Below are 19,877 nucleotides of genomic sequence, written 5' to 3' on the forward strand. Positions count from 1 at the left end.
TATATAAATCTAAATTTAAAATTCAAAAATACATATAATAATTATCTTTATTTTTAATATGAGCAAATTTATATTTAGTTTTTTAATTTGAATTATAATAATGTTAATAGATGCATAATATGTTAAAGGAAATAGGTATACTACCCTCTTTTACGGATAGGGCTTTATGGTTTCAGTTTATTCACGGAAAAGATTCGTTCTTCCTTCAAGTTGTTTAAATACCCTAATCAATATCTCTTGTTAAGGCATAGCTATGTTTATAGCTGTATTTATTTTGCTTTAAGGAATATCCCAAAGCGTTTTATGTTTGAAATGTATTTATGCTTAACTTCCATCCTTACAATTGAGGTCTCTGGTGCAAAAAGATGAAAATAAAATGGTGTGGAAATTCATATTTTATAATAGAAAAAGATGATATCAAAATTGCTATAGATCCTCACGACGGTTATAGCCTTAATTTAAAACCATGTTATGTCAATGCGGATTATATAATAATAACACATAATCATTATGACCATAATGCAGTAGAAGTATCATATGGCGATAAAACTAAAGAAATAATAAAAAATTTTATAGGTAAAAAGAAAATAGATAGCATTAATTTAGAATTCTATGAAATGGCCCATGACAAAAATGAAGGTAAAGTTTTTGGTATGGTTAAAACATTTAAATTAATAATTGATGATATAAAAATAGTCAATCTATCTGATATAGGAGTGAGATTTAATAAACTGATAAAAGATATATTTTATCCTGTTGATATACTAATGATACCTGTTGGAGGGGTTACAACAATAAATTATTTGGAAGCAATAGAATATATAGAGAATTTAAAGCCAAAGATAGTTTTTCCTATGCACTATTGGATTAAGGGATCTACTCTGCCTTATGATTCTATAGAGAAATTTATAAATAGCATTAATTATAAAAAAATCCTAATAAATTCAAATGAAGTTAACATTAATTTAAACGCTTTGCATGATGATGTAGAAATACTTATTTTAAAATATGAATAAATCATTTCAAATCTCTCTTTTGCCAAATACTAGTTAGGTCTCTTTTCCTAACTTCTCTCATCATTGATTCGAGCCTTTTATATACAGTACTGTGCATTTTGCCTTCGATTAATAGATCTATTCCATGTTGTGCTATAATTGCTCTATCATAATCACCAATTATACCTACCATGTTGTTTCCTACATGGATTATTGTCCCAGTTATTTCTTCAATTGTTTTTTTGGCCCTACCATCTTCGCCAATTATTCTACCCATAACTCTCTTGATATGATTTGCTGAATCACCTACTTTTGATTTTATATCAGTAACTAATAGAACGCTATCTTCATCAAGAAGATCTAATATATCTTCTTTGGAGAAGCCTATGCCTATTGCTTGTATAATATCTTTTGCTTTTATCATATCTGCAGGTGAAGTTTCATTACTTATTGGTTCTATTATTATTAGTGAATTGTTTTTATCTATATCAAGTTTAACTTTTAGCCTAGTTTCTATATCGTTTTTAATTTTATTAAATTCATTTAGAAATTGTTCTTTATTATCGAATGGATACTGAGCATATATTTTAACCCATTTTTCTACTCTTCCTTCTCTGTTAGACAAGACATTATCCCTCTTTCTAGTTCCTCATATTCCTCCACTTCTATTAGCTTAGAGAAGAAAGAATAAACATTTTTCAAATCTCTTTTAAGGAATGAAATTGCATTTGGATGGTTTAAATCAACAGATTGAGATACATCTATAATGTAAACTTTTGATTTCCAATACATAATGTTATATTCGCTTAGATCAGCGTGAACTAAGTTTGCATTGCATATCATCTTTTGTAGATTTTCTTTTACTTCATTATATATTTTTAATAAAGTTTCGCTGTCCAATTCTTTATATATTTCATTAAGTAAGGGCGCTCTGTATCCGCTTTCTCCTATGAATTCCATAACTAACACATTTCCAGATAATCCTTTAGGTTCTGGCACATTAATTTCATATTTTTTCATTCTTTTTAAGTTATTAAATTCCTTCTTTGCCCACAAATAAATTAACGATCTAAATTTGTTTGGAATAGATTCAAACCTTGGATCTCCGTAAATGTATTCTTTAATGCTTTTCCTAAATTCAGCTGCAGAAGTCAAAAATATTTTTATCGCTAGATCTTCATTATTAAATCCTTTCCCCCAAAATAACTTCGATTCCTTACCTGAGCTGAAGGATCCCTTAATTTCTTTGATTATTCTCTTGTTAGTTAATTTATAAAGGTGATAATTAGTAAAAGAATCAATCACTTCATCAACAGTTTTTATTATATCTTCATCCTTTACTTTCTTCTCTACTTTACTTTTTTTATCTATATTTTTATTCAACCACCTTCCTCTCCTAATAGATCTTTTGGCAAAAGACCTTTTTGCATCAATTCTTTTACTTCACTTTGTTGATACTTATGAACTACTTCTCCTTTCATATCAGAAGTTCCCCAAGGTAAAAAGAGTATTGTATCTCTTTCGTGGAGCCAAACTCTTCTTCTCATTTTTCCAGGTATCCAAGCTTTATATTTATTGCCATCTGAGCAAATAACCTCCAAGAATCCTGCACCAATAACCTTTTGTACAACACATATCATTGTACCTTCTTCATCGCTAGGTAACGGCATTTCGCCTTTAGATCCATTGTCACGGTTTTTCTGTTTTACCAAACTAAATCTCATCCTCCTAATTTATTTTAGTATAGAATAGGTTATTTTAATTTTTCTAGTTGATTATTAAAACAAATAGTGTTTTAAAGTTTATTATGAATAAGTTTCTCTTTATTCTAAGGAGGTTTTTTATTTTGTAAAATAATTTTAATTAATATAATAAATAAAATGCAATATATAAATTGCATGTTGATCTTAAAATTAACTTGTTACAATATTAATTCATTATAACTTATTTATTAAGTAAATAAAACTTTTAGAAAGGTATGCTCTATATTCTTGTCCGTTCTGTAAATCATTTGTAAACCCTTCAATATTTGACTCCTTATATCTATATATATTATTATAATTTGACTCTTTATCAGAAAACACGTAGATATCGTTATTTTTTTCAATTAGTTTTACTATTCTTAAATTTGTTTCTTCATCATAGAGCCTAAATCCTTTGTTCCACAGATTTTCTGTATCGATAATTTTCTTTTCTCTAGAATTTAAATTCTCTACTAAAATGCCATCTAATCCCTTTGCTATATAAATGTATGGTTGACCTTCATAAACAAAGACGTCTTTTGGCTTTAAGTTAAGGAGCCTTACAGAGATATACATTCTACTTTTTCTTGAACCATCTTTGTTAACTCCTATAAGTTTATACGTTTCAATTGTCTTACCAATATATTCTTCTTTAAATTTTGTAGCTAGAGCTTTAGCATATTTATTATCTTTGATATATAAATCAAAGCCATCTTTTTTTATTTCCTCGACCTTTATAATTTCTCCTCTTGATAATGTTACAATCTTGTTTATCTGCTTTTTAATTTCACTATAAAGCGATTCTGATATTTTATTGGGATACCCTCTAATTTGGATAATCGCATTATATCCTCTTGATGTCTTTATTGATGAGCAAGTAGGACATATGGTGTTGTTTAACTTAATATCAACTAATTTCTCTTCCGATAGGTTTAAATTTTTATACGATGCCTCTAAAATTATCTTTGCCTTTATATGACTTTGATTTTTTTCTATAAATTCAATTTTTTTAACATATACATCTTTAATAGGTTCAATAGGCTTTAGTTTCTCAGTTATATAAATCTTTAAATAGCTATCTAGGGTTTCTTCTAATGTATCCAATCCAGAAGTCCATTGACCTAAGTATTTATAAGAACCACAAATATTACAAAAGGTAAATTCTATTTTATCGGGTATTGTTGCAAGACCTTTATGCTTAACAAAACAGTCTTTGCAGAACTTATCTATAAATTCCACTTCATTGCTTGATCTCCCGCAAACTGGGCATATTTTTTCAGGCATCTTTTATCTTCCTATTTATTATTTATAAGCAGAATTTATTTAAAGTTAATTATTCTGCATTGCAACATTAAATCTGGGAATAGGCAATGGCTACAAGAATAGCAGTTTTAGGTATAGGAAATATGGGAAGCGCAATAGCGGAAAGGCTTTCTAATTCCGGATTTACATTATTCCTATGGAATAGAACCATTGAAAAAGCAAAATTAGTCGCATCTAAGTTAAATGCAGAGGTTTTTGATTCTCCTTGGAAAGCTGTGGAGAATGCAGATGTTGCTATTTCATTAGTTTCTGATGATAATGCTCTTTATGATGTTATATCTCAAATGAGGAGGGCAGATGGTTTGCTATTTATTAATTCTTCTACCATAACTCCTAATGCTAGTATGGTTGCTTACAAGCAATTAAAAGAACTTGGTATTTGTTATGTTGAAGCTCCCATTATAGGTCCCCCACAAAATCTAATTGAAGGAAATGCAATTTTTCTTGTTGCTGGGGAGAGAAATTGTGTTAGGTACTCTATGGGGATTTTAACATCAGCAGGTAGTGTTATAGAAATTGGAAATGAAAGTTATAAGGCATCGATTGCCAAATTAGTATATAATTCTTTGTTAATATCATCAATAGAACTGCTAAGCGAATCGTTATCTTTAGCGGACGCCTATGGGATTAATCCAGATAAAATAAAAGAAATAACTAAAAATACTGTTTTTAGCCAATTTGTAGATAAATATTTAGATAGAATATTGTCTAAGAGTAATTTAGCATCTTTTAGGCTTTCTTTAGCTGCTAAAGACTTAGAATATGCAAGTAGGGCTGGATTTGATGCAGGTGTAGTTCTGCCTATAGTAAGAATAGCAGCTCAAATTTTCAAGCAGGCAGAAAACTTTAATATGAAAGACCTGGATTACACAAGAATATATGATTTTATAGGCCTAAAGAAATATAAAGAGACTAACATTAAATCCTAAAATGTTAGATTTTAATAAGGAAACGCTATTAATAATTATGAGATGCCTCATCGCTTTGGCCCCTCTTCATATTTGGTTCAGAAGCGGCCACATACTAATCATAGGCACCAATTATATAATAAAGTAGTCTCTATTAATATTTTAATGTTAATTAGATTTTATTTATTATAGTTTAAAAGAATTTAATCTAAAGGTAGTTATTTGGTTTATTTCATTTAAATCATTACATCTATAGCTTTCTTCAATTATATTATCTATATTATAGTTTATTTCTTTAGCAATATTTATTATATTTTCCTTGTTTGTTGAAATTATAGCTAAATTTTTATAGTTTTCCGATTTATTAATAGTTTCATATAATTGCTTAGACCTTGTTAAATAAGTCAAAGCCCTTAAGGATATATTTGAGGTTTTGTGATGAAGAGATGTGAAGTCTTCCATTACATAGCTGTATATTAAAGCTAGGGAACATGGCTCTACATTATTAGGCACAGAAAATATTAATGTTTCAGTTTGATATTTTTTTGATAAATTGGAAATAAATTTTTTATCAAATATAACATTGCTTAATAATGATAGATAAATTTTTTCAAACGGGAAGCTAAAATTAAATATTTTCAACTTTTTACACCTAATGTTTGATTTAAATAGCTTTCTATTTCTTGTGTTGGATAAAGGCCTATAAATTGGTTAACTGTTGATTCAGTTTGAGTGTTGTATATAATTAATATTGGAGTCGCATCTATACCTTGGTTATATGCTAGATTTGCTATTGCATAAGCATTTCTCATGGTATTATTAATATTGTTATAATTTATTGATAAATTACTTTGATTGAATATCAAATATAATGTATATGGTGTAGGCATTTCTAATTGAGATGTTTTATTGCTTTCATATAGCATTATATTATAATAATATATAGCATAATCTTTATTCAAAACATTATAGAACTGCGTAAAACCATACTTTTGATATAAGAGATCTAACATAGCTATCATTTCTAAAGAATATTGGTGTATAGGCATACCAATAAAAATTAATTTTGCATAGTTATTTTCAGCTAAATAATTTAAATAGGGTAGAGTATTATTAAATTCTATAGCGCAATAAGGGCACTCTGGATCATAAACAATGAAAATATAGTATTTTGATGAATTAGTTCCGTAGCTTGGTACTAATGATGTATTAATGTATGGCAGTAAAGGTTTAACATTTATTAAATTGATGCTTGTGGTTTGTGTCGATGTAGTTTGAGTAGTTTGGCTATTTGTTGTTACGCTTGATTTAGACCCGTTTTCTTTATTTAGAACTATATATGACCCTACTCCTATAACTATAATTGCTAAAACAATCACTAAAATTATTAAGCCTTTGTTCGTTTTGTAACCACCTCAAGTTTATTGCTAGAAGAAAAGTTTATAACATTAATCTTGATAAATTGATTAATTTAAAATAAAAGCTTTAATGTTTAATTTTTGTATATTATTTAGTTTAATATTTTTCTAGTTCTTTTATGAAGTCTGTTTTTGATTATCCTCCTTTGATTCTTTTGTTATTTCCTTTAATTCTTTTTCTAATTCTTTTTCAATTTCTTCTATAGGTTTTGGAGGCGGTGTTGTAGCTAGTGTATATCCTATCCATCCAATTATAGCGAAAATAGCTAAAACTGCTATGCTTCCAGTCAATTTTAATAATATTAAGCTAGCCTTTGCAGCTATTGGAGGATACCATAATATTATAAGGTAAGCTAAAATTATTACAATTGAAATTATCATTAATAAAACTCCTGTTGCTTTATCTTTATTCATCCTTTCACCGCAATACATGATAAGTTTAAATAAATATAAATTTATCGTTTCTTTCAAATAATTAATAAGTTTCATTTATAAAATCGATAATTTCTTTTAGAATTGCTTTGCTGACATCTTCAATACTTTTTTCTTTGTTTCCCTGCATTTCATTTATTTTAATTATCTTAGTGCCTTCATTTTTTGCTATTTCTAGAACTTGGTTATACCTATTCTTTACTGATTCTAAAAATGATCTATTTTCAAATACAGATATTTTCGATCTCTTTGAAATTCTCTCTAAAGCTATATCCAAAGGAACATCAAGAAAAACAATTGCATCAGCATTTATTGTAAATTGGTTAATTTTATTGATCCAGTTTATATCCTCACCTTGATAAGCCATATTTGAATATTTATATCTATCTGTTATAACTATATAGTTTTCATAAATATAACTTAAAATTCCATTATTTAAACCATCCCCATACTTTAAATGATATAATCTATCAGCGGCGAACAACAAAGCGATTATGTTATTATCAATATTTCTGTCTTTTCTATTTATAATATCTTGAACTAATAATCCTATTTCATTGTTTGTTGGCTCTTTAGTATAAATTGATTTATAACCCAATATATTTAATTTTTCATTTAATATCTTGGAATGCGTAGTTAAGCCGCTACCATCAATTCCTTCAAATGCTATTAGCAAACCTTTTTTCAATATTGATCCCAATATAAACTTTATGTACTTCCTATTAAATTCTTATTTTATTTCTTGGAGTATAATGGAAAATTTATAAGGTGGGAACATTAATAAAATTTAGGGGAATCTAAAAAACCTTAAAGTTTAGGTTCGCCTAAAAATACTTAAAGCTACTAATAATTAAAAATGAGAGGATATATATGGAATACAAAGAATTATTAAAAACATTTGGACCAGCATGGATAGTAATGATTGCAGATGTAGATGTGGCATCAATAGTAGAGGGTTTGCAATCGGGCCTAGCATGGGGCTATAGGATGATATTTATAATGTTATTACTAACTATTCCCCTGTTTTTTATACAAGACGCTGCTGGAACTCTGGGAACAGTATCTGGAATGGGATTGGGAGAAGCTATTAGAAAAAAATTTGGCAAGAAACAGGCAATAATTGCATCAATTCCAATGTCAATTACTGATTTTTTAGAATATGTAGTAGAATATGCAGGTATTGGTCTAGGATTACAATTATTAGGTATCCCATTAGAGATTGGATTAATAGTAGCATTTGCTTTTCATATTTTAGTTGCAACCAGCAGAAAATATAGGCATGCAGAAGCTATATTAGTTCCAGTAAGTTTCATATTAGTTGCAACCATAATTTGGTTATCATTTATATTTCCAGTTAATTTTAAAGAATTTTTATCACAAGGCATAAATCCTATTCAGCCTTATGGTAATAAATCATTTGATTTTCTATTTGCTGCTAGCATAGGAGCCGTAATTATGCCTTGGATGTTATTCTTTCATTCAGGAGCTGATTCAAGAAAAAAATTGAAGGTAGAAAATATGAAGGCTGAAAGATTTGAAACGTTAGTTGGTGCAATTATTTCAGAAATTTTAATGGTTATAACTGTTATAGTAGGATATAACCTGGGCAAGCTAGACCCTTCTATGGAATTTGATGTTTTAAGCTATAATATATTAGCAAATATGTTGAAGAATTTTGATCCTAATGCAATATATATATTTGGAATAGGATTCATAGCATCAGGTTTCCTAGCTTTAGTTGTAATATCTATGGCATCTGCGTGGGGAGCCTTGGAAGCATTAGGTATAAATAAACACAAATGGTATATATTAATTTATTCTTTGGAATCATTACCAGCTATGATTTTAGTATTAGTATCTAAAAACCTTGTCTACTTAATGTTGGAATTAATGGTTATTTATACGATAATTGTTGCACCTCCTCTATACTATCTAGGTAGATTAGTTTCTGATGATAAGATAATGAAAGGAAAACCCTTAAAGGGTATTAGATTAAAACTATATTGGCTGCTTTCGGCGTTGATTGTTATCGGGGGTTTACTTGGTTTTATTTCTATGTTTTAACTAGTATAATTACCTTTCATGGTTACTAAGATTTTAGCATTCTTCTCGCTGAATTTTAAGTTTGAATTTGTATTTTATTTGTTTATTAAATTTATTAAATTTTATGATAAATTAATCATGGTAAAACTGTGGATCAGCCAAAAGTATATATAATTATTTTGCAAGAAGCCATAAAAACATTTTGCAAGGAAGCTATCCATCGCTACCTTGCGAAGAAGACTTTACCCCCTTAACCCCCAATTAGGTTAAAAATTTGTTAATGTTTTTATAAAATTATAAAAATCAACAGTATGCCATAGCTCTAATAAGGTTTTCTTTCGCTAATTCAGCATATTGCATTACTTGAGGGATTGGGGGGATCTGATCAATAATCTTTTCTACTCTATTTATTACTTTTTGAATTTCAATAGTGTTACAATCATATTTACCAAGATCATTTACTTGTTTTGAGAGCCCTCTTAAAGAAGCTCTAAATACTACTAAGTTGCCCGTTTCATCTTTGTTTATTATTGTGTTTAGATAATTTGCAGCCTGGCTTAAGTATCTGCTAGCTTCTACTATTAACAGCATGTAAGATGTATCATTGCGTCTATTAGCCAATTCCCCCACCTGCTGCATATATAACTAATATATTAATATTTAGGAAAAGTTAAAAACATATAGATGAGCAATTTATAATAATTTAATATCTACCTAAAATTGTAAATATATAAATTAATAACTAAAATATTGGGAAATATAGTAAAAACTTAAAAGTGGGAGTGATAACAATAAAATTGTGATGCTAATTGGGAGAAGAAAGGGAATTATTGTTAGAAAATGTAAGGATTTTAGATCCTGAGTCTGGTTATGTAAACAATAATGGTATATTGGTTATAAAAAATAATATAATAAAAGACTTTGGGAGCAAGGGGTCTGTAGAAGTTTCAAAAGATTCTAATTCAATAGATTGTAAAGGCTATACAGTTATGCCAGGATTAATAGATGCGCATTTGCATGTTACAGGGCAAAGGTCCGGAAAAATTGAAGAAAGTCTTGTGACTCCTCTAGGCGTATTTTATGCCAGAGCTGTTAAGGATTTAGAAGCATTAATAAATGCAGGTTTTACAACGGTAGTAGATGCTGGTAGTTTAGTAGCTTTGCATCTAAGAGATGCAGTCAATGAAAATACAATAGTAGGTCCAAGGGTAGTGGCATCAGGTCTTCCGTTGAGTATGACATTTGGTCATGCAGATACTCATTATATGCCAGTGGATTATGTTGACTATAGAACCTCTAAGAAGTTAACACCATTTATGTCACTAATATGTGATGGAACAGATGAATGTAGAAAAGCAACGAGGTATGCCATGAGAGAAGGGGCTGATTTCATAAAAGTAATGGCAACTGGAGGTGTTTTGTCTCAAAGAGATAAACCGGAACATAGACAATTTACATATGAGGAACTTAAAGCAATAGTCGATGAAGCTCAGGCCGCTAATAGATGGGTTCATGCACATGCTCAAGGAACCGAAGGTATATTGAATTCTCTAAGAGCTGGCGTTAAGGTAATAGCACATGCAATATATATAAATGAAGAAGCATCAGAAGAAGCTAAAAAGAGAAATGCTGTAGTTGTGCCAACTCTTTCAATTGTGCAAAGATTAATAGATGATGGCGAAAAATTAGGTGTACCAGAATGGGGATTAAAGAAATCCAAGGAAGTTTATGAACAACATCTAAATGCAACTAGGTTAGCATATAAAATGGGAGTAAAAATAGCAACAGGGACAGATTTTGATGGCGGATTAGGAAAAATGGGAACGAATGCTATGGAACTTAAGTTGTTTGTAGAAAAAGTAGGTATGTCTCCGTTGGAAGCTATAAGAGCTGCTACAGTAAATGCATCATCAGCTGCTGGACTTGAAGGAAAAGTTGGGTTAATGAGAAAAGGAGCCCTTGCAGACTTGATAGTAGTTAATGGAAATCCAATTGATGATATAAATACCTTAATTAATGTTGATAATGTAAAATATGTAATTAAAGATGGCAATTTAGTAAAGAAGCCTAATAATAAATAATTTGCTTTAAGAGGATAAACTAATTATTTTATTTTGCATATATTCTTATCTTATTTATATCATAGTCTTTTATTTTGCCATCTGATACGTCTATTTCTATAGAAAATATAGCTTCTGCATCAATTAAATCGCTCTCGAATTTATATTTACAATCTACAATTCCTTCCTTTGAATTATTACAAATCAATTCCATCCCTTCTGAACTTAAGTTTTCTGAAAACTTTTCTAAAAAGTCTCCTATATGCTCATCTAAATAGTCCTGTATTGTGCTTATATCTTCTGCCAGATCATTTAATTCATCGGATAGCTCATCTATATCATTTACATTTTCTAAATCAATATAGCATGTCAATGCTGGCACCATAATTATATTCTTAAATTAAAATTTAAATATATATGTTGTTTTGTTATTTAATGCTTAATAATCTAAAATACTAAAAATGGGTAATACCAAGAGTTTCAGTCTTTAATAGTAAGAAATTAATTTAATTAAAATTGGGAATGAAAATGGAATTAATAAGTCAAAGAAATATTGAGAACGTGCAAAATATAAATACTAACTTGCTAAATCTTATGAATCAAAAAAATGATTTGGAAGTATATGTAGATAAGAATGCATGGGATCTATTAAAAAAATATTTGTATAAGAAAGGAATTGTTGCAGAATCGTTAAAGAAACCAGATCACTTGTACATTTACATTACGACAGAAAAAGGAAAAGTTTCAATTGAATTAAAGGATAAGAATAATATAATATACAAAGAGCTTATGACTGTTGAGGAATTTGCAAAAATATTTTCATAATTTAAAATTTGATTTAATTATTGTGAAATACAAATTAAAACTGATATCTAATTTTTATTTAGGATTCTGTTTATCTAGTGAACTATTATGTTATTACTGAAGGGTCATTCCCATTCAAGATGAGGAATTCTTACTTCTTAGAAATATATGATCCCCTTAAAGCACAGGTTCTCTCAAAAGAACTGTTTTGTAATCTGGAAGATAGGTTACGAAATTTCGCTGTCCACAGCTTAAGTTTCACTACTTATGATGGTATAACTAGCTCTATTAGTTAGAGGTCTAATAAACTATAGATAGTTATTGTATAAGAACATTTCGTAAGGAAGCTATTCATTGCTTCCTTACATATGAAGACTTTCATCCCCTTAAACCCCATTAAGTTAAATACCGTTTAATCTCCATAAATTATTTAATTTGTCAAAAACTTCTCTTGCTTCTAGCTCCTCTTGTTGTACAATGCTAATTAATCCTTCTGGACTTTTTAATACAATAATATAAGATTTTTTTGATGATATCAGATCGTATAATATAGGTTTATAGATTTTGAAAGATATTCCAAGGTCTTTTCCTTCATCTCTTAATCCTTTATTAAATTCATTAAATTCTTCAACAAATATTCTTATATCATTGATAAACATCATTATTGACTTTATTAAAGGCTTTAAATTTTCTTCCCAGTTACTTAAAATTCTGCTTGTTGTAATGTACAATATATCAGTATCTTTGGCCCTTTCAGCTAATACGGACAAGAGATTGTAGTAACCTTTTACCATCAGTATTTCATTTACGTTTTCAGATATAGTTACGTTTTCAAGGTTATCAGCAATGTTTAAAATTTCTTTGATTTTTTTCTTTGACTCTTCCTCCAAACGAGCTATCGCAGATACAGCAACAGCCCTGGGATGAACAGCTCTATACCAACCTTTTGGATCAGAAACTGCCATACCTTTTGCTTCAAGTACTTTTATTACATCATAAATTCTTGGTAAAGGAACTCCGCTTTTTGCGCTGGCCTCCTTGGGATCTTTCGCGCCTTCTAATAATGCTAAATACAATTTTGCTTCATAAAGTGTCAAATCCAAACTTTTTCTTATTTTTTCAATAATTTCTTCTTTTGTATTATCTGACAAATGAAGCCAATCCTCGCCCTTCTATATATTCCAGTATATTTAATTCTTATAGAAAAGATAAACTTTTAAAAAATTTAAAATAAAAAAATTAAAATTGGTTATTTGCCTGAACCGGCAGTTGCGCTGTTGAGGCTATTAGTTGAAGTTGGTATGCTCTCTGCTGATGGAATTTCTGGGAATTCTTGTTTCATCTTCTGTTCTGCTACTAAGCTTGCATCTTTTAATATCTTCTGTGCCTCTTCTGTTACGAATTCGTTCTCCAACATTGGAACGCTACCAGAGCTGTATTGCATTAAAGCCATCTGTAGTTCTTCATCCACTCCCATTAATTCTGTAAACACATCAGGCATCATTCCCTTTAGATACCCTGCTACGCTCTTTAAAGCAATTATAGCTGGTGCTAAATCTGCATTAACGTCACCAAATATTAGCGTTGTGTCTAATCTCAACTTTACTCTTTCTAAAGCAAATCTGACAGTCATTAATACTTTGGCCATCTTTCTTACTTCAGCTACTTCATTTGCATACATTCCAGCCTTGCTTTTGTCTCCCTCTACCAATGCATTTACGGTTTTTTCAAATAGTTGTTTATCATATGCTTCTAGCTTGCTTAAGTTGTAATCTAATTTGTTTATTTGAGTAGCTATTTTATATGTAGCACTTATTATTTGCCCCTTTAATGGGGGAGGTGGTCTTACAAACTCCTTTACTTTTTGACCAATAGTCTCCTTCTTTTGCTCATACCATCTCTTATTCCATTCATCTAAGCTGCTCATTAATTGCTCACCAATACTCTATACTTCCACTTTTATATTAATAAGGAGAAGAACCTAGTGAGTGGGGGTTTCACGTTATATATTCTACACGTTAATTAAAGATTGGTGTCTACAGTGACGATTTTAAAAATTGATGAGGTTTCCAGATATACTGGCGATGAAATACACGATGAATATGGAAGGGTTTTAGGGACAGTAATAAGTATACAAAGCTCAGTTGATGGAAGAGTTGAAAGTCTTACAATTAAAGTTGCAGACAGATACCTTGAAACAATAGAAGGGGAAAGATTAAAAGTACAGGAAGGTAAAATAATAGTTACACCAAACTGGAAGTTTGAGGCTAGCAGAATAATAGAAAACTTGGACAGAGCATACAAAAGAAGAAAAGCCTTAGATACAGTAAGTGGGCAAAACGAATTACCCAGCAGTGTAGTAGAACCTATGAAAAGGAGATTAGAGGAAGACATAAAGGCTCTTAGAATTAAAGCTGATGAAGTCAAAAAGATCATAAATGGTAGGGTTGGAGAAATAGAAGATGAAGAACTCAAGGTAGCTAAAGCCATAGCAAGCATAGAAATTTCCTATTTCAGTGGTGAAGTAGGTGAAAAAGGCTATACACAAAGTATGAATCATTTGAGAAAATTAAAGGAATCTATAAGTGAAGAAAAAAGAAATGCAAAAGAATATTTAGAGAAATTAGACAAAACAATTCAATTAGCATTTAATGAAAATAAAGAGGTAGTTAAAGCAAAAGAAGAAGAAAACAAAATACCACAGATACCTCAATCAAATCAAGGATCCTTGGTAGTGAAAATACAAGGTTGATTTAAATATTAGATTTCAACATAGTTTTTATCAAATAATATTAATAATAATATTAATAATTTCATCCGAAATGTATTTTATTTTGCTTTACGAGTATGGTATTAGAAGGCTTCAATTTATATATTAGCTCTTTTCTATTAAATTATTATTGCAAATATTTCTTAAGAAGTATAAAGAACGCTGACCTCCTCCTCGCCCTTTAAGGCGAGGCTTTCATTTGTAAAAATGAATGTGATCACGATATCTGTCTCTTGTTCAAATATTTTAATATATTGTGTATACTTATTATTCTAAAATACTCCCTAAAGAAAATTTATTCCCCTAGAATATATATTTAAAAAATGCGCGGGGGTGCCCGAGCTTGGTCTAAAGGGGACGGGCTCAAGACCCGTTGGCGTAGGCCTGCGTGGGTTCAAATCCCACCCCCCGCATTTTTATATTATGCTATCGGCGTTCAGTCATGAAGGTTTGGAGTTCTGGCCCCACCCAATTGCATCCAATATTACAAATGTAAACCCGAATAGATGAGGGGAACCTATGAACCATTCTAAATGGAACACTTTAGTGCATGGATGAAGTTAGATTAGCTAATCTTCCTATAGATAATTATACTGAAATTAAATTAGTTGTAGACTCAGTTACAATAACGCTTGCAAACAAGTTTAATGTACCTGCAATGTTATCTAACAATGCATTTAAAGTTACAATAATTAGAGGATTAGATGTAAGAAATGGAAGTTCACAATATTTGACAATAAGTATTGAACCTCATGTTTTTGAAACTAACAATGGTACCTTTATATTAAAACGACTTATTAAGGCTAAGGCATCAAATAAACCATTAAAAAATTTATTTATGTTTTCTTTTGTTCACTTTCCGCTTGTTTTGGTTGACTTTGCATTAATTCCTCCATTTTTTGAATTCCGAAAACTCCTAGTGGAGATCCAGAAATCGGACCTGCTGCTGGAAGGTTAACTGGAATAAGCATTAATGTATTTTTACCTTCCATTCCAAGTTCGTAGATCATGTTCATCCATCTTAGCATAAATGCCTCATCATGATCTTTGTATAAGTTAGCAGCTTCAACCATTTTTTGTGCTGCTTGGAATTCTGCTTCAGCCAATGTAACTCTAGCTCTTCTTTCCCTTTCAGCCTGGGCTTGTCTTGACATTGCTTCAACTAAATCATGTGGAATTTCAACGTTTCTTATTTCAACAGCAGTTACCTTTACACCCCATGCCTCAGTCTTACTATCTATTATGTTTCTCGCTAAAGCTGCAACCTTATCTCTTTCTGCTAATACTTCATCTAAAACTGTTTGTCCAATAACCTCTCTTAGAGTTGTTTCGGCTGCTAATTGTGTTGCAACATTATAGTTTTCTACAGATAATACTACTTTTTGTAGATCTACAGGCTGATAGTACATTACCGCATCAACTACCACAGGAACATTATCCTTGGTTAATGATTGTTCAGTTCTGAATGCTAGTGCCTGTAATCTTGTTGATATTCTAAAAGGTATTTGAGAGATGAATGGTATTACATAAACGATTCCTGGTCCTTTAAGCCCTCTGAACCTGCCCAGAACTAAGACCGGTATTCTTTCCCATTCTTTAACAACTTTTATGCCGCTTAGCAATATAATCAATACTATCAAAATTATAAAAATTTCTATAGCTAATAAACCTAAATTTACCAAATTTTACGCCCTAATTATCTTCATATGTGAAGAGTTAAAAGCTTATTTGAATAAATTTTCACCTTAAAATGTTTTTCGGGAAAAAGTTCATTTATTTTCAATTTTCTTTACTATTAATTTAAGTCCTTCAATTCTTATTACTTCAACCAATTCTCCTTGGTCTGCTTTGCAAGATTCACACATAGCTTTCCATATAATTCCTTCTACTCTTACTTCGCCTTCTGGATTTAATGAAGAAACAACAACACCTTTCTTTCCTATTAACGATTCAGGTCCTGCTAATTTTTCCTTTTTTCTTAAAGGTCCAGCTACCCATCTAATATATAAACCTGCTACAATTCCTATCGCTCCTACACCTGTTATTTCTAATTGAGATGCGTAACCATTTGGAACACCCGTGGAAATGTAAGGTATACCTTCTGCCATAAAATATATTCCTAAAGCAGAAATTATCATTCCTGCCATTAATGCAAATCCATGTCCAAGTTTTAACTCAATTAGCATGATCGCTGCACCAATAATGATTAATGTAATTCCAAGCAAAGAAGCGCTTATAACTTCAGCTCCTATAAGGCCTGCTATAATAGCTATTATTCCTATTACACTCAAAAATATTGTTGGATGATATAGATCTAATAATATAGCTAAAAAGCCTAATGTTATTAAGATTCCGTCTACGGTTGAATTACTTATAGCACTTAAGAATTGTTCGTAAATATCCTCACTTATATTTATTTGGGGTTTATTAGTTAAATTCCAGGATTGCAAAGCAGAACTAAATGAATCTGATATGCCATTAATAAGATGATATTGATAGGCTTGAGTAGATGTATATGCTATATCGTATAGGACCATATTTGTTGCCGCAGTTGTGTTTCTTCCCCATTTTTGGGCCAAACTTTGCATAAAACTTATCATAGCACTCTCTGTATGGTTTTGTTCCAATTGAGAACCACCTACAACTATAGGTGTTGAGGGACCAATCTCAGAACCAGGGCCCATAATAATTTGGTTGGTTGCCATTGCTATATAACTACCTGCTGAAGCTGCAAGGCTATCAGGAGGAACATAAGTATATGTTGGAATACCTGATTTATTTGCTTCTTCTATTATATTTACAATATTAATCATGTCGTTTAAATATCCTCCCGGTGTATTCATTATTATAACTATGGCAGACGCATTATAGGTCTGCGCAATAGTTAACGCTTTTTGCATCATATCACTTGAACCTATATCAACTGGTACGTTAAAGTTTACTATGATAACTGGTTTTTGCAAATTACTTTTTACAATGCTTCCTTTAGCAAGTAATAAAAACATTACTAATAAAAACGTAATTACTGCAAGATATCTTTTTGTCAATTTCATATCTATACCCTATATTTATATAAAATTTAAAACCTATAAAATCACATTAAATAACATATGATGGTAGGAATGAAGAGAACAGAGAATGTTGGATTTTTTTCAAGAATCAGGTGGGGGATTGGAAGCATATTATTAGTTGTTTTGTTAATAGTTTTCTCAGCAATTTTTATATATTTATATCAAAAGTATAATAGCAACTTGTCTTTATTTGTTTCAATATTGCTCTTAATTATGGTTGCAATCATAATTTTCGTTAAATCTCAAGAAATTATTTTGCCAATGAATCCAACAACGAAACCAATTATTGGTAAAACTGGAATTGTAATAAAAGAAATCGTACCCGGTAAACCGGGGGTAGTTAAAATTAATAATCAATTATGGTCTGCATACAGTGACTCAACTTTAAAAGTAAATACGGAAGTTATTGTAACTGAAGTAAATGGCATTTATGTAAAAGTTAAAGAAAAATGTAATGTATAGGGGATAAGTATGAAGCAAACAAATTTTAGCAAATTAATGAAGTTTGTGAATAAGTCCAGTATGGCTATGGTATATATTTCCCTAATATTATTAATAATAGCTCTGTATTTAGTTACAAGAGGGTTTGGCTTAATACATGCTAAAATGATTTTGTTTGGTTTTCTGCCTATATTTGTTTCTGGCGTTGCGCAGTCATATTCTTCATCATCTTTAAAGGCAAGTGATAAATTTTCTATCACGATGTTGATATTACAAATTTCATCAACTATATTTACTTTAATTTTTGGTATAACTACAGTTATTACAGGAAAAATAATATTTTTGCTAATATCTTTACTTTACTTTGGAATAGTTAATTTGTTAACATCAACCAGATCCAAAGGAGATATTAGGTTATCCATATTAATTATAGGTTACACTGGTATTTTGTCTTCAATATTTTTATTTTTAAATTTATCTGAAAACATATTTCAATTAGCTATCGGCTTTATATTTACATATGCGATTTCTTTAATATATGCAGTAACAATTCATGCATTTCCAAATACATTTAAAGACAAACCAAAAATTCCTATAGTATATCTACTTCTTATATTACAAACCATATCAACAATAATTTATCCTTTTATGTTCAGGATTTCTGTTATACTATTTTCAATATCAGTATTAATTTTCTATATATCAATAAACATATATAAATACAAAAAATATGATATTTTCGCAAAAAATACAACAAATGTTTACGCAAAGGCAGGATTGTTGTATATGTTGTATGGACAAGAAATGTCTGCCTTATACTCATTAATTTTACTACTATCTTCACTTCTATTATATTATAATGTAATTAATATACTTGATTTTATTCATATACTTATAATTGGTTTCGTTGGAATCCATATATTTATTCATGCACCACTTATGTTACCTGTTATATTAAGGTGGACATCAGCAAGAAGGTATTCATTATTACCTTATATTTTAATTATTATAGCTGCATTGCTTTGGCCTATAGATAATCATTTATCATTCCTATTTGTTGTATTGGCAATAGTATTTTTAGTTTTGATTGTGAAACCATCAAGGGACCAAATTCCTTTATCGTTAGTTCATTGATAATGTAAATAACAAACCTCGTTATTTATGGATAGGTTTATTTTTATCACAAAAAGCCCTTTGTAACTGTTTTAACTTTCATAATGTTTATAAGATTTAATACTAACTGTTTAATTTGGATCAGAATTGATGAGACCTAAAGAAGTATTCACATTGTGAAAAGAATAGTGTGCTTGATTATATTAACAAGTTCGTTAATAAGTTATTAAATATGTATCCCATGTCTACATTTGCTGTTGAGAAACTGAATAAGCAAAAAATGTTTAAAGATGTTAACGACAAGTTGTCTAAGAAGATCTCTAGGACTGTATGGAGGAGTATTCACCACGTGCTTAAATATAAGGCCCCCTTTATGGCTCTTTTGTTAAAGAAGTGAACCCTTACCTAATATCTAAGTTTTGCCCAGATGTGATGGGTTTCCCGAAAGGTTGACAGGACTTAAATGTAAGAGGTGTGGTTCCACTTTAGATAGGCATCTAAATGCGTCATTGAATATCTACCTCAATATGTGCAGGTTTTCCCACATCCGTGGAATATCACTGATGTGGGTTGGGGTTATCCCGCTAAAGGGGCGGAGGGGTATGAATGGGTATTTCCCCATGACCTCCATGAAGTCCAAGGGCATAGAGCTTGATATCAAACGTTATCAAGCCTTATGAAACCTGAACCCAATAACATCTATGAAGTAAAACTATTATACAATTATTGTTAAATCTTATAGAATGAAAGGCAAATT

Annotated in this window: 22 protein-coding genes, 1 tRNA gene and 1 pseudogene; 10 read left to right on the forward strand and 14 right to left on the reverse strand. The window is 30.1% G+C overall.

All coding sequences use genetic code 11. The features are described from left to right. Window positions 1-365 precede the first annotated feature (365 nt). Window positions 366-1,016, forward strand: coding sequence for an MBL fold metallo-hydrolase (locus tag RXO53_RS02130; protein ID WP_410712625.1), 651 nt, complete (start codon window positions 366-368; stop codon window positions 1,014-1,016). A gap of 1 nt (window position 1,017) precedes the next feature. Here the strand turns inward: RXO53_RS02130 and RXO53_RS02135 are convergent, their stop codons facing one another. The 4 genes from RXO53_RS02135 to RXO53_RS02150 form a co-directional block, all read right to left on the reverse strand. Next, on the reverse strand, window positions 1,018-1,620 hold the full coding sequence (locus tag RXO53_RS02135; RefSeq protein WP_410712626.1) for a KH domain-containing protein: 603 nt from the start codon (window positions 1,618-1,620) through the stop codon (window positions 1,018-1,020). After that, complete coding sequence (locus RXO53_RS02140; RefSeq protein WP_410712627.1) at window positions 1,596-2,378, reverse strand: serine protein kinase RIO; 783 nt, start codon at window positions 2,376-2,378, stop codon at window positions 1,596-1,598. The genes RXO53_RS02135 and RXO53_RS02140 overlap by 25 nt, the downstream gene beginning before the upstream one ends. Next, window positions 2,375-2,707, reverse strand: a complete 333-nt coding sequence (locus tag RXO53_RS02145) for a translation initiation factor IF-1A (protein ID WP_410712628.1) — start codon at window positions 2,705-2,707, stop codon at window positions 2,375-2,377. Before RXO53_RS02145 ends, RXO53_RS02140 begins: the two co-directional genes overlap by 4 nt. 225 nt (window positions 2,708-2,932) lie before the next feature. Beyond that, window positions 2,933-4,021, reverse strand: a complete 1,089-nt coding sequence (locus tag RXO53_RS02150) for an NMD3-related protein (RefSeq protein ID WP_410712629.1) — start codon at window positions 4,019-4,021, stop codon at window positions 2,933-2,935. Between the two features lie 86 nt (window positions 4,022-4,107). On the opposite strand from RXO53_RS02150, the gene RXO53_RS02155 reads away from it, so the two are divergent. Beyond that, a complete protein-coding gene (locus RXO53_RS02155; protein WP_410712630.1) occupies window positions 4,108-4,989 on the forward strand; it encodes an NAD(P)-dependent oxidoreductase in 882 nt (293 codons plus the stop codon). A gap of 165 nt (window positions 4,990-5,154) precedes the next feature. Here RXO53_RS02155 and RXO53_RS02160 read toward each other — a convergent pair whose 3' ends face one another. From RXO53_RS02160 to tmk, 4 genes are all read right to left on the reverse strand, one after another. Next, window positions 5,155-5,610, reverse strand: a complete 456-nt coding sequence (locus RXO53_RS02160) for a hypothetical protein (RefSeq protein WP_410712631.1) — start codon at window positions 5,608-5,610, stop codon at window positions 5,155-5,157. Then, window positions 5,607-6,347 carry a hypothetical protein gene (locus RXO53_RS02165; protein ID WP_410712632.1) on the reverse strand — a complete coding sequence of 247 codons (741 nt, stop codon included), beginning with the start codon at window positions 6,345-6,347 and terminating at the stop codon, window positions 5,607-5,609. The genes RXO53_RS02160 and RXO53_RS02165 overlap by 4 nt, the downstream gene beginning before the upstream one ends. A 156-nt stretch (window positions 6,348-6,503) precedes the next feature. Next, entirely contained in the window at window positions 6,504-6,800 is a 297-nt protein-coding gene (locus RXO53_RS02170; protein WP_410712633.1) for a transcriptional regulator, read from the reverse strand. A 61-nt stretch (window positions 6,801-6,861) separates the two neighbouring features. Next, window positions 6,862-7,518 carry a dTMP kinase gene (gene tmk, locus RXO53_RS02175; RefSeq protein ID WP_410712634.1) on the reverse strand — a complete coding sequence of 219 codons (657 nt, stop codon included), beginning with the start codon at window positions 7,516-7,518 and terminating at the stop codon, window positions 6,862-6,864. A 170-nt stretch (window positions 7,519-7,688) separates the two neighbouring features. Between tmk and RXO53_RS02180 the strand changes: the two genes are divergently transcribed. Next, window positions 7,689-8,882: an NRAMP family divalent metal transporter gene (locus RXO53_RS02180; RefSeq protein ID WP_410712635.1), complete on the forward strand. Its 1,194-nt coding sequence runs from the start codon at window positions 7,689-7,691 to the stop codon at window positions 8,880-8,882. A 282-nt stretch (window positions 8,883-9,164) separates the two neighbouring features. Here the strand turns inward: RXO53_RS02180 and RXO53_RS02185 are convergent, their stop codons facing one another. Beyond that, window positions 9,165-9,482: a hypothetical protein gene (locus RXO53_RS02185; protein WP_410712636.1), complete on the reverse strand. Its 318-nt coding sequence runs from the start codon at window positions 9,480-9,482 to the stop codon at window positions 9,165-9,167. A gap of 188 nt (window positions 9,483-9,670) precedes the next feature. Between RXO53_RS02185 and RXO53_RS02190 the strand changes: the two genes are divergently transcribed. Next, window positions 9,671-10,942, forward strand: a complete 1,272-nt coding sequence (locus RXO53_RS02190; protein WP_410712637.1) for an amidohydrolase family protein — start codon at window positions 9,671-9,673, stop codon at window positions 10,940-10,942. A gap of 28 nt (window positions 10,943-10,970) precedes the next feature. Here RXO53_RS02190 and RXO53_RS02195 read toward each other — a convergent pair whose 3' ends face one another. Further along, entirely contained in the window at window positions 10,971-11,294 is a 324-nt protein-coding gene (locus tag RXO53_RS02195; RefSeq protein ID WP_410712638.1) for a hypothetical protein, read from the reverse strand. A 155-nt stretch (window positions 11,295-11,449) separates the two neighbouring features. Between RXO53_RS02195 and RXO53_RS02200 the strand changes: the two genes are divergently transcribed. Next, entirely contained in the window at window positions 11,450-11,746 is a 297-nt protein-coding gene (locus RXO53_RS02200) for a hypothetical protein (RefSeq protein ID WP_410712639.1), read from the forward strand. A gap of 380 nt (window positions 11,747-12,126) precedes the next feature. Here RXO53_RS02200 and RXO53_RS02205 read toward each other — a convergent pair whose 3' ends face one another. Continuing rightward, a complete protein-coding gene (locus RXO53_RS02205) occupies window positions 12,127-12,876 on the reverse strand; it encodes a helix-turn-helix domain-containing protein (RefSeq protein WP_410712640.1) in 750 nt (249 codons plus the stop codon). A gap of 98 nt (window positions 12,877-12,974) precedes the next feature. After that, entirely contained in the window at window positions 12,975-13,652 is a 678-nt protein-coding gene (locus tag RXO53_RS02210; protein WP_410712641.1) for a Snf7 family protein, read from the reverse strand. Window positions 13,653-13,766: 114 nt separating this feature from the next. Here RXO53_RS02210 and RXO53_RS02215 point away from each other — a divergent pair, with 114 nt between their 5' ends. Next, window positions 13,767-14,477 carry a CdvA-like protein gene (locus RXO53_RS02215; RefSeq protein ID WP_410712642.1) on the forward strand — a complete coding sequence of 237 codons (711 nt, stop codon included), beginning with the start codon at window positions 13,767-13,769 and terminating at the stop codon, window positions 14,475-14,477. A 345-nt stretch (window positions 14,478-14,822) separates the two neighbouring features. Further along, window positions 14,823-14,908, forward strand: a tRNA-Leu gene (locus RXO53_RS02220). A gap of 423 nt (window positions 14,909-15,331) precedes the next feature. On the opposite strand, the gene RXO53_RS02225 is transcribed toward RXO53_RS02220, so the two are convergent. After that, a complete protein-coding gene (locus RXO53_RS02225; protein ID WP_410712643.1) occupies window positions 15,332-16,177 on the reverse strand; it encodes an SPFH domain-containing protein in 846 nt (281 codons plus the stop codon). 87 nt (window positions 16,178-16,264) lie between these two features. Further along, window positions 16,265-17,548, reverse strand: a complete 1,284-nt coding sequence (locus RXO53_RS02230) for an NfeD family protein (protein ID WP_410712644.1) — start codon at window positions 17,546-17,548, stop codon at window positions 16,265-16,267. A gap of 69 nt (window positions 17,549-17,617) precedes the next feature. Between RXO53_RS02230 and RXO53_RS02235 the strand changes: the two genes are divergently transcribed. The 3 genes and pseudogenes from RXO53_RS02235 to RXO53_RS02245 form a co-directional block, all read left to right on the forward strand. Further along, entirely contained in the window at window positions 17,618-18,028 is a 411-nt protein-coding gene (locus RXO53_RS02235) for an NfeD family protein (protein WP_410712645.1), read from the forward strand. 9 nt (window positions 18,029-18,037) lie between these two features. After that, entirely contained in the window at window positions 18,038-19,141 is a 1,104-nt protein-coding gene (locus RXO53_RS02240) for a hypothetical protein (protein WP_410712646.1), read from the forward strand. 136 nt (window positions 19,142-19,277) lie between these two features. Further along, a pseudogene (locus RXO53_RS02245) lies at window positions 19,278-19,800 on the forward strand (IS200/IS605 family accessory protein TnpB-related protein); the annotation flags it as partial. Window positions 19,801-19,877: the final 77 nt, after the last annotated feature.

The organism is Caldisphaera sp. (genome assembly GCF_046536515.1).
GTDB lineage: Archaea > Thermoproteota > Thermoprotei_A > Sulfolobales > Acidilobaceae > Caldisphaera.